Source organism: Lentzea miocenica (genome assembly GCF_033949945.1).
GTDB classification, from domain to species: Bacteria; Actinomycetota; Actinomycetes; order Mycobacteriales; family Pseudonocardiaceae; genus Lentzea; species Lentzea miocenica.
The window spans coordinates 231,695-241,327 of the sequence record NZ_JAXAVW010000005.1 but is presented as its reverse complement, the minus strand read 5'-3'; the positions used below and the strand labels follow the sequence as shown (position 1 = coordinate 241,327).

10 protein-coding genes are annotated in these 9,633 nt (G+C 68.7%); 4 read left to right on the top strand and 6 right to left on the bottom strand.

All coding sequences use genetic code 11. The features are described 5' to 3' along the window. Nucleotides 1-131: 131 nt before the first annotated feature. Both SK803_RS08500 and SK803_RS08495 read right to left on the bottom strand, forming a co-directional pair. Nucleotides 132-1,073 carry a D-2-hydroxyacid dehydrogenase family protein gene (locus tag SK803_RS08500; protein ID WP_319965258.1) on the bottom strand — a complete coding sequence of 314 codons (942 nt, stop codon included), beginning with the start codon at nucleotides 1,071-1,073 and terminating at the stop codon, nucleotides 132-134. Nucleotides 1,074-1,080: 7 nt separating this feature from the next. Continuing rightward, the gene (locus SK803_RS08495) at nucleotides 1,081-1,620 is read right to left on the bottom strand and encodes a TetR/AcrR family transcriptional regulator (protein WP_319965257.1); all 540 of its coding nucleotides are present in this window, start codon (nucleotides 1,618-1,620) and stop codon (nucleotides 1,081-1,083) included. 56 nt (nucleotides 1,621-1,676) lie between these two features. On the opposite strand from SK803_RS08495, the gene SK803_RS08490 reads away from it, so the two are divergent. Then, nucleotides 1,677-2,078: a hypothetical protein gene (locus SK803_RS08490; RefSeq protein WP_319965256.1), complete on the top strand. Its 402-nt coding sequence runs from the start codon at nucleotides 1,677-1,679 to the stop codon at nucleotides 2,076-2,078. On the opposite strand, the gene SK803_RS08485 is transcribed toward SK803_RS08490, so the two are convergent. The 4 genes from SK803_RS08485 to SK803_RS08470 all read right to left on the bottom strand — a co-directional run bounded on the left by SK803_RS08485 (nucleotide 2,059) and on the right by SK803_RS08470 (nucleotide 6,371). Next, nucleotides 2,059-3,189: a lipase family protein gene (locus tag SK803_RS08485; RefSeq protein ID WP_319965255.1), complete on the bottom strand. Its 1,131-nt coding sequence runs from the start codon at nucleotides 3,187-3,189 to the stop codon at nucleotides 2,059-2,061. The genes SK803_RS08490 and SK803_RS08485 overlap by 20 nt on opposite strands. 86 nt (nucleotides 3,190-3,275) lie before the next feature. Then, nucleotides 3,276-4,682 carry an FAD-binding oxidoreductase gene (locus SK803_RS08480; protein WP_319965254.1) on the bottom strand — a complete coding sequence of 469 codons (1,407 nt, stop codon included), beginning with the start codon at nucleotides 4,680-4,682 and terminating at the stop codon, nucleotides 3,276-3,278. 82 nt (nucleotides 4,683-4,764) lie between these two features. Next, nucleotides 4,765-5,862, bottom strand: coding sequence for a calcium:proton antiporter (locus SK803_RS08475; RefSeq protein ID WP_319965253.1), 1,098 nt, complete (start codon nucleotides 5,860-5,862; stop codon nucleotides 4,765-4,767). Between the two features lie 119 nt (nucleotides 5,863-5,981). Beyond that, nucleotides 5,982-6,371: an SSI family serine proteinase inhibitor gene (locus tag SK803_RS08470; protein ID WP_319965252.1), complete on the bottom strand. Its 390-nt coding sequence runs from the start codon at nucleotides 6,369-6,371 to the stop codon at nucleotides 5,982-5,984. A gap of 244 nt (nucleotides 6,372-6,615) precedes the next feature. On the opposite strand from SK803_RS08470, the gene SK803_RS08465 reads away from it, so the two are divergent. The 3 genes from SK803_RS08465 to SK803_RS08455 all read left to right on the top strand — a co-directional run bounded on the left by SK803_RS08465 (nucleotide 6,616) and on the right by SK803_RS08455 (nucleotide 9,611). Next, nucleotides 6,616-7,203, top strand: coding sequence for a D-alanyl-D-alanine carboxypeptidase family protein (locus SK803_RS08465; RefSeq protein ID WP_319965251.1), 588 nt, complete (start codon nucleotides 6,616-6,618; stop codon nucleotides 7,201-7,203). A gap of 89 nt (nucleotides 7,204-7,292) precedes the next feature. Then, a complete protein-coding gene (locus SK803_RS08460) occupies nucleotides 7,293-7,910 on the top strand; it encodes a TetR/AcrR family transcriptional regulator (protein ID WP_319965250.1) in 618 nt (205 codons plus the stop codon). 276 nt (nucleotides 7,911-8,186) lie between these two features. Continuing rightward, on the top strand, nucleotides 8,187-9,611 hold the full coding sequence (locus SK803_RS08455; protein WP_319965249.1) for a hypothetical protein: 1,425 nt from the start codon (nucleotides 8,187-8,189) through the stop codon (nucleotides 9,609-9,611). Nucleotides 9,612-9,633 lie beyond the last annotated feature (22 nt).

The window sequence follows — 9,633 nt, the reverse complement described above, 5'->3', positions numbered from 1 at the left end:
CAGGTCAGTTGTCCAATATGGAGTGACGCAGGGCACACTTGTGCCGCCAACGGGTAGTCGCCCGTCCAGAAGAAGGCGTTAGCCGTGGATCCAGCGGGGGCCGCGATTCACCCGTTCGGCCGACCAGACACCTACCGGGAGTGGGCCAGCTCCCGAATCGGCGCGCCCCGGAGGAACGCGTGGACGTCCTCAACGGCCTCCTGGAAGTACGCCCGGTAGTTGGCCTGCGTGACGTAGCCGAGGTGCGGGGTGGCGAGGACGTTCGGCAACGTCCTGAGCTCGTCGCCCAGCGGCAGCGGTTCGGTCTCGAAAACGTCCAGGCCCGCGCCGGCGATCCTGTTGTCGCGCAACACGTCCAGCAGGGCAACCTGGTCGACGACGGCCGCGCGCGAGGTGTTGATCAAGAACGCGGACGGTTTGAGGCAGGCCAGCGCGGCGGCGTCGAGGAGGCCTCGGGTGCGGTCGCTCAGCACGAGGTGGACGGAGGCGAAGTCGGACTGCCCGAGCAACTCGTGCAAGGAGGACGCCAGCCGCACACCCTCGGCCTCGGTGCGGTCGGGGGTCAGGTTCTGGCTCCAGGCGACGACGTCCATGCCGAACGCCTTGCCGACGCGGCCGACGGCTTTGCCGAGGTGGCCGAAGCCGACCAGGCCGAGCGTGGCGCCGGCGAGGTCGACACCGACCGTGCTCTGCCACGGTCCGCCGTCGTGGAAGGCCGCGTTCTCGACCGCCAGGTGCCGGGCCAGGCCGAGGATCAGCGCCCAGGTCAGCTCGGCCGGCGGGGTCTTGGCGCTGCCGGTGCCGCAGACCGTGACGCCGTGTTCCCGCGCGGCTTCGAGGTCGATCGACGCGTTGCGCATGCCGCTGGTGATCAGCAGTCGCAACTTGGACAGGCGGGCGAACAAGGACGCGGTGAACGGCGTGCGCTCCCGCATGATCACGACGCACTCGGCCTCGGCCAGGGCTTGCGCGGGGTCGTCGAGATGGTCGCGGACCACGGTCACGTCGAGGCCCGACCAGTCGGCGTTCGCGAGAGCCACACCCTGGTAGTCGTCCAGCACCACGCACCTCATGGGCCGATCATGTCAGAGCGCCTCGAACGATGATCTCCAGCAACGGCCGGGGGTCGATCACCTCGCCACGGGCGAACTGCTGCAGGAACAGGCCCTGCACGCAGGCCCCGAGCGTGTCCGAGACGGCCAGCGGATCGCGCACGCCGAGGCCCGCCAGTGCCGGGATCAGCATCGCTGCCATCGAGGCCCGGCCTCGCAGCAACGCCTGCCGCACCCGCGGGTTGGTCGCGGCCTCCACCCACAGCACCATCCGCGCGGTGACCACGACGGCGTTCGGGCCGGTCATGAACTCGTAGAGCTCGCACAGCTGGTCGATCAGCTCTTCCGGCGACTCCGGCCTGAACGTCGCCTCGACCCGAGGGGTCTCCTGACGCACCATCCAGTCCACGACGCCGTCGAGCAGAGCGGCGCGGCTGCGGAAGTAGTTCGACGCCGATCCCTTGGGCAGACCCGCGCGGTCGTCGACCCGTGCGTGCGTGAGGCCGCGCAGGCCTTCGGTGCCCAGCAGTTCGACGGCGGCGACGAGAGCACGGTCCCGGTTCGACATCACAGCTCTACTATAAACGTAGTGACGGAACACTACGAACGTAGTACCGTCGACTCATGACAGCGACGATCGCCCTGGTCGGATGGGTGCTCAACATCGGGGTGGGACTGGCGATCCTGGGGCGCCTGCTCCGAGCACGAAGACACGTGCCGCCCCTCGCCTACTACCACCTCACCACCGCGTTCGTCGGGCTCGGCTTCTGGGTCGGCTTCATGACAACGGGCTCGACACCGCTGGCGTGGATCGGGTTCGCCGTGCTCACCCTGCACAACACCTTCGGCGACACGCTGATGGTGCAGGGCTGGCGGAAGCGCAATCCCGACGCACCGGGAATCGCCTACTTCCAGGCGACGAAGGCCGCCTGGAAGAAGCCGCTCCTGCTGGCGCACGGCTTCCTCGCGCCAGTGGCCTGGTTCCCGGCCCTCGCCGCCGCGGTGATCAGCAGTTGGGGCGGGTGACCTTGCCGGCGAACCGGTCGCCGAGCCAGAGCATCGCGTTCGAACCCCACGCGCTGACGGCGGCGACGTGCCCGAGCAGCGGCAGCGGCGTCCACTGCACGTCGGCGCCGAGCGAGCACCACTGCGAGCGCAGTTTCTGGCCGACGGCGAACGGGATGAGCTCGTCGAGCGTGCCGTGGTAGAGGTACACCGGCGCCGCGGGCCTCACCGCGCCGAGCGTGTTCTCCTTCAACCGCTTCTGCCACAACGGGTCCTGGATGACGTCCGGCGTCGTGGTCAGTGAGTTCAGTCGCGTGAACGGTGCCACCAAAGCGATCTCGGCGACGCACGCGTCGCGGATCTGGTCGATGACCTGCTGACCGCGGGCGTTGAGCAGCGACGACAACGGCAGTTCTGGATAGGCCGCCGCGTACCCCGCGGCCGCCGCGAACACCAGTCCCGAACCGGCGTTGCCGTCGTTGAACTTCGCGACCGCGTTCAGATCGGCGGGCACGCCGCCCGCGGCGACACCGACGACGTTCAGCGAAGGCGCGTAGGACTTCCACTGCTCGGCGGCGGCCGACGCGGCCTGACCACCCTGCGAGTAACCGAAGACGCCGACCGGGGCGTCAGCGGACAGACCGGGGATGTCGCTCGCGGCCCGTGCCACGTCCAGCAGTGCACGGCCTTCCGACCGGGCCACCGCGTAGGTGTGATCCCCAGGCGTGCCAAGGCCTTCGTAGTCGGTCACCGCGACCGCCCAGCCGTTGAACATCGCCTGCGCGAGGAACGCGATCTCGACCTCGGTGCCGTTCTGCAGCTGTTGCGACGGCGCGCACTGGTCGCCCATCCCCTGCGTGCCCATCGCGTACGCCACGATCGGGCGCGGGCCGTTGTTCCACGGCAGCGGCGACACGAGCACCATGCCGGACACGACGTTGCCCACGCCCGTCGCGGAGGTCGAGCGGTAGCGGATGTCGTAGGCCTTCACCGGGGCGGGCAGCAACCTCAACGGCTCCGGATGCCACGCCACCTCCCTGCTGCTGACCAGTTCGCCCGGTGCGGCCGCGGTTGCGGGTGTGACCAGGGCGAACAAGAGCAGAACGGCGGCGAGCACGGCACGGAGCTGCATCGTTGGACCCCTTTGTGGTAACCGGCGTTACCGCAATGTAGGGCCGAACGTCGTAACGTGGCAATACCCGGAATGGCTTTATGGATTCACACCAGGCCCTGAGGGAAGGCGAACACCCGGTCGGGGTCGTACTTGCGCGCGACCTCCTGCAGCCGTGTGAGCGACGAGCCGTAGTAAGTACGCGCCCAGTCCGGCATCTGCGGGTCGAGGTAGTTGACGTACCCGGTGGCGCCGAACATCTTCGCGAGCTCGTCCCGCGCGACGCCCATCGCCCGCCGCGCGTTGGTCTCCCCCGCCTGCAGGGTGAGCTCGACCTGGATGCTCGCGAGCGCCGACCGGTGCGGGAACGCCGAAGCCGGACCCCGGGCAACGGCCCCGCCCATCGCGTCGATCATGTTGTACGAGTTGGGCGTGCTCTTGAAGATCTCCGCGAGCCGCTGCGGGTCGGTGATCGGACGGGTCAGCATCCGGGACGTCGCCACGTAGCTGCCGCGACCCTGCGTTCCGCCGCCACCGTTCCAGCTCGGGCGGCACGAGCCGTCAGTGCTCTTGCACCACGCGAACCGTTCCATCGCGGCGAGGAAGCTCTGCTCCTGTTCGCGACGCGACGTCGGTTGCGACCCGGCCCGCCGGACCAGGTCGTCCAGCAGCGGCTTCGCGTTCGCGGGCGTGCCGACGTAGCAACCGGAGACCTCGACGTACGGGTTCGGCCCGTTACCGACGCCGACCGTCGTGGTCATGGCGTCGGGCGCCTTGCCCTGCCAGTCCGGCCAGACGCTGAGCAGCGAGGCGAGCGCCGCGGACGGGAACACGAGGCTGAGGGTCGTGAGGTTCCGCGCGGGTTCGGTGCGGAACACGAACGACGTGACGACGCCGAAGTTGCCGCCACCGCCGCCGCGCAGTGCCCAGAACAGGTCCGCGTGCTCCGATGCCGAGACCGTGCGGTGCACGCCGTCCGGTGTCACGATCCGCGCGCTGACCAGACGGTCGCAGGTGAGGCCGAACTGGCGGGCGGTCACACCGATGCCGCCGCCCAGCGTCAGCCCGGAGATCCCGACCGTCGCGCAGGTGCCCGCCGGCATCATGCGGCCCGCGTTCGCCAGCGCCACGTACAGATCCATCAACAGGACGCCCGCGCCGACCTCGACCGTGCCGTCCGGCCGGACGTCGATCCGGTTGAGACCCCGCACGTCGACGACCAGCGCACCGTCCGCCGTGGAGTAACCGGGATAGCTGTGGCCGCCGCACCTCGCCGTGATCCGCGACCTGTCCTGACGCGCGATCTCGATGCACCGCTGGACATCCGCGGGCGAGGTCACGCGGGCGATCGCGCTCGGACGTTGCCCGTCGTACTGGGTGAAGTACCCGAGCTTGGCATCGCGATAGGCCGCGTCGCCGGGCCTGATCAGTTGGACGTCCATTGTGGACTTGCCGAACCACGCGGACACAGCGCCCAGCGCGGCCGTTTGCAGAAGTGCCCTGCGACGCAACATTCCACGAACGTAGGAGCCGGACAAACCGGCACACAACGGATCTGCGGACCGGTCCCGATCCCGGTGCTACGGGTTCACAGCGCTACGGGTTCACGGCAAGGAACAGGAACGCGGCCAGCAGCACCAGGTGCACGCCACCCTGAAGACGAGTCGCGCGCCCCGGCACCACGGTCAGGACACTGACGAGGACCGTGAGCAGCAACAGGATCATCTGCGTCGACCCGAGCCCGAGCAGCAGCGGGCCGTCGAGCCAGACCGTTGCCAGCGCGATCGTCGGAATCGTGAGGCCGATGCTCGCGATCGCCGAGCCGTAGCCGAGGTTGAGGCTGGTCTGGATGCGGTCGCGCAACGCGGCGCGCGCGGCGGCGATCGTCTCGGGCAGCAGCACCAGCAGGGCGATCACGACGCCGACGAACGACTGCGGGAAGCCGGCGGCGCGCACGCCCGCCTCGATCGCGGGCGACTCGATCTTCGCGAGGCCGACCACGGCGACCAGCGCGACCAGCAGCAGACCGAGCGACGCCAGGGTGGCCTTGCCGGACGGCGCCTCGGCGTGCTCGTCGTTCTCGATCACGCCGTCCTCGTCGACGGGCAGGAAGAAGTCGCGGTGCCGGACGGTCTGGGTGAAGACGAACATCCCGTACAGGGCCAGGGAAGCGAGCGCGGCGAACGCGAGCTGCGGGCCGGAGAACTCGGGGCCGGGCGTGGTCGTGGTGAACGTCGGCAGGACCAGGGTGAGGGTCGCGAGCGTGATCACCGTGGCGAGCGCGCCGCCGCTGCCCTCGGCGTTGAAGAGCGTCGTGCCGTGCTTGAGGGCACCGAGCAGCAACGCGATGCCGACGATGCCGTTCGTCGTGATCATGACCGCGGCGAACACCGTGTCGCGCGCGAGTGACGACGCCTCGGGACCGCCGGACACCATCAGCGTGACGATCAGGGCCACCTCGATGATCGTGACCGCGACCGCGAGGACCAGTGATCCGAACGGCTCCCCCACCCGCAGCGCCACGACCTCCGCGTGATGCACCGCGGCGAGGACGGTCGCGGCGAGCACCACGGCGACCAGCGCGACCAGCACCGGGGCGAGTTCACGCCCCCAGGCGAGCACGAGCAGCAGCACGCCGAGCGCGGGGGCGATGGTCGTCCAGGACAGCAGCGGGGAGCGGGAGGTGGCGGCCATGATCACACCCTGGCACACCGATCAACCAGGCCGCCATTCGGCGCAACACCCATTTCGGGACAAGAAAATGTGGAGCGGAGCGCCCCTGCCGCGCCCCGCTCCACATTAATATCCGGTGCCTAGAAATCGAACACGGCACCGGTGTGCGCCAGCATGACGCACGAGTTCGGGTAGGTCTGAACCTGTGACACCGGCTCACCTCGCCAGAAGCCGAACATGGTCACCTCGACCGGCGCGTAGATGAACGTGCAGGCGCGGTCGTCGGACTGCATCGACCGCAGGTCGGCACCGGCGGAGGCCAGCGTCGCGCAGGCGAGGGCCCTGCGCGGATGGCTGTCACCTCGTTCGCAGGTCAGGACCGTTGCCTTGAAGGCGTTGTCCTCGACATCCGAGTACTTGACCGTCAGCACCAGCGCGGTGTCCCGAGCGGCCGGGGCGGCCTGTGCGGTGCCGGCGAAGGCGAAAAGTGAAGCGAACAGAGCAACGAACGCAAGAATGCGGCCGGACATGAAAGCGGTCCTCCTGAGACCTCACAAAAACGGGCCGGTTCTCGGCCGACACAGATGTTGCCACCACGTTTCGGTGATGCAAAAGGGGCCAGCGTCGTTCACCGATCACATTTGTGACGCTCCGCCAAAAGCATGATTGGGCCGAACGGATGTGTTCCGCGCCACGTGTGCCGGGACACAGCTGCCGACGGACTGTTACGGGTTGCGGACAGAACCAGTTGCGGACCGACGTATTATCCGAATCATGTCCAAGACCTCCAGACGCGTCGTGTTCGGCGTGCTCCTGATCGTCGCACTCGTGGTTTCCGCCGGCGGGGCGCTGGGTTACCTGGGCAGATTGACGCTCGCGTTCGACCGTCATCCGGGAAAGCCGCTCGCGATTCTCGAAGAAGTGCCGGGACCGCCGGACGGACCGAAGTGCCCCATCGACGCCCGCTACCTCGACGAGGCTCCGGACGGCCTGCGCCCGGACGTCCTGCAGGCGTGGAAGAAGCTCCGCGCCAACGCCTCTGAGCAGGGCGTTCAGCTCTGCCTGAACGACGGCAAGCGCAGCCGTCAGCAACAGCGGAAGGAGTTCGACGAGGCCGTCAAGAAGTTCGGCACCGAAGAACTCGCGTCGCGATATGTGCTGAACCCGCCGGACCGCTCGATGCACGTGATCGGATTGGCGATCGACATCCAGCCGATCGAATCGGCACAATGGGTCGAGAAAAACGGCAGCACCCTCGGCTGGTGCCGCCGTTACGAAAACGAGCAGTGGCATTTCGAGTACAACGCCGGCTACTCCACGAGCGGCTGCCCCGCGCTGGAGAAGAGCGCGACCGGCAACTGACCCCCGTGCAAAGGTCTAGACGCCTGGGGTGCGCGCGAGGTTGCGCCGACGTAATCTGACAACCCGAGTTACCAGATTGGAGCACCCCGGTGGCACGTGCCTACGGCGGCATCTCACCCGAGCAGCGCAAGGCGCAGCGCCGGGCGAAGCTGCTGCGGGCAGGCCTGCAGCTGTTCACCAGCACGGGTTTCGCCGCCACCAGGATCTCCGAGCTGTGCACCGAGGCCGGCGTCTCCACGCGCAACTTCTACGAGGAGTTCCCCTCGAAGGAAGAGCTGCTCCGCGAGCTGCACGACCTGATCAACGCCACGGCGTTCAACGAGGTCCGCACCGCGCTCGCCCAGCTCGAGACCGCCGACCTGGCCGCCCGGATCACGACGCTGCTGGACGTGTTCGTGCGCAGCGTGACGGCAGATCCCCGTGCGCCGCGCCTCAACTACGTCGAAGCCGTCGGGGTGAACGCGGAGATCGAGCAGCAGCACGTGCGCTGGGTGAACACGTGGGCGGAGTTCATCGAGTCCGAGGCTCTGCGCGCGGCCGCCGCCGGAGTGGCGCCGCAACGGTCGTACCGGCTGACCGCGATCGCGCTGGTGGGGGCGATCACGGGGCTGCTGCGGGAGTGGCAGGCGCACCAGCCGCCGCTCGCGGTGGACGAGATCGCCGCGGAGATCTGCGACCTGATGCTGGCGGCGATCACCCGGCCGTAGCTCACGGGGCCTGCGTCAATGGCGTCTGCAAGTACCACCAACTCAACATCAACAGGCACTTTGCTACTACCAACTGGCCGTGTCCCGTCCTGCGGCGGCACCGATCGAGCAAGGCATCGCTGCGGAGTTGGGTGCAGGTAGCGGCGGTTCGATCATGAGTTGGTAGTACTTGCACACGCCAAACAGCAGAAAGACTTTGCTGCTCGGTTCGGGCGATCCGGCCGCGAAGCACCACGACCGGGATCGTCGTCGTGATCAGATGACGGCGTGCGAACGGTGAGCAGACTCGTCACGGCGGCAGCTGTCGTCGTCGGCTACGTGGCGTTGATCCTGGCCATCACCGCGGGCAAGGAACTGAGGGCGCGCAACACCTTCCACGACGCGCCCGCCCAGTACGCCACGTTCCTCACCGCACTCGAAAACCGGTCCTCCGCCGACATCCGCGCGGTCGCCCGCTGGTTCGACCAGAACACCTCCGCCGGCAGCAGCTCGAACGCCTCGATCTCGCTCGCCGCCAGTGCCGCCGAGGACGGCGAGATGGACACCGCCCAGCTCTTCGCCGACGACGTGCCGGAGGAGCTCGTCGAGGACCAGCGGGAGCTCGACGTCAAAGCCGCCGAGGCCTGGGACCGCGCACTGCCGTGGCTGGTGGCCGGCGCGATCCTCGCGGCGGGCGCGCTCGTCCTGCGACATCGGCGCCGCGCCGCGAACGCCGAGGCCGTCGAACTGGTCATGACGTTCGTCCCGCCGCGACCGTGGTGGCGGCGGCCGGTCTTCCTGGTGGTCAGCGGCATCGGCTACACGCTTCTGGTGAGCGGGTTCATCGCGGTGGTCGCGGCGACCCGGGTCAACGAACTCCCCTGGGCCGCACGAGGTTTCTTCCTGGCCGGCGGCGTTCTGGCGTTGCCCGTCGCGTACTTCGTGCTGAAGTACTCCCGTCCCAGGGCCGTGCGAGGCGCGGCACAGGCGCTGCGGGCCGACTGGCGCGAACCCGTGCTGTACCTGCGCGGCTTCGACGACGACCCGGACGCGGCGGTCATCGACGCACTGCCCGGCGCGCTCTCGGCCGGGATGCTGAGCATCCACACGCGGGAGGAACACCTCATCGGCGCGCTCGGGGCGTTCGGTCCCGTCGTCGCGGTGGGCCGGCCAGGCGAACAGGTGCCCCACCTCGGCGCGGCACGGTTCTACCTGCCCGTCGAGGACTGGCAGGCCGGGGTACTGCGGCTGATGGAGCTGTCCCAGCTGATCGTGCTGCGGCTCGGCGCCGGCGAGGGGGTGTGGTGGGAGGTCGACCAGGCACGCGCCACCCAGCCGCCGGGCAAGCTCGTGCTGTTGATCCCCGGCGACCGCCCGGACCTCACCGAACGGCTGGACGCGCACCTGCCGATCCCCGCCCAGATCGAGAAGGCCTACCCGCTGCCGGGCAAGTGGACGTCCGCGGTGGTCGTCTTCGACCAGGACTGGACCCCGCACGTGCAAGCGGTGGGGCCCTTCCCCGGCGAGAAGAAGCGGTACGGCTCGGCCATGTTCTACGTGGCCCGCGCGATGCAGGAAGCGCTGCGGAAGATCGGTACGGGCAAGCGGGCGATGGCCGTGCGAACCAACAGCCACATGCTCGCGGTGTACGGCAAGGTGCTGTTGCTGGTGCCGGGGTTCTTCCTGATCCTCCACTTCCTGGGGCTAGTCTTCGCCTGGTGACGACGTCTGAACCGGCCTGGGG

Bases quoted from the DNA above. Each gene is read 5' to 3' on its own strand.
- SK803_RS08470 (WP_319965252.1), bottom strand. From the start codon at position 6,371: ATGTCCGGCCGCATTCTTGCGTTCGTTGCTCTGTTCGCTTCACTTTTC.
- SK803_RS08500 (WP_319965258.1), bottom strand. From the start codon at position 1,073: ATGAGGTGCGTGGTGCTGGACGACTACCAGGGTGTGGCTCTCGCGAAC.
- SK803_RS08490 (WP_319965256.1), top strand. From the start codon at position 1,677: ATGACAGCGACGATCGCCCTGGTCGGATGGGTGCTCAACATCGGGGTG.
- SK803_RS08495 (WP_319965257.1), bottom strand. From the start codon at position 1,620: ATGTCGAACCGGGACCGTGCTCTCGTCGCCGCCGTCGAACTGCTGGGC.
- SK803_RS08485 (WP_319965255.1), bottom strand. From the start codon at position 3,189: ATGCAGCTCCGTGCCGTGCTCGCCGCCGTTCTGCTCTTGTTCGCCCTG.
- SK803_RS08475 (WP_319965253.1), bottom strand. From the start codon at position 5,862: ATGGCCGCCACCTCCCGCTCCCCGCTGCTGTCCTGGACGACCATCGCC.
- SK803_RS08465 (WP_319965251.1), top strand. From the start codon at position 6,616: ATGTCCAAGACCTCCAGACGCGTCGTGTTCGGCGTGCTCCTGATCGTC.
- SK803_RS08480 (WP_319965254.1), bottom strand. From the start codon at position 4,682: ATGTTGCGTCGCAGGGCACTTCTGCAAACGGCCGCGCTGGGCGCTGTG.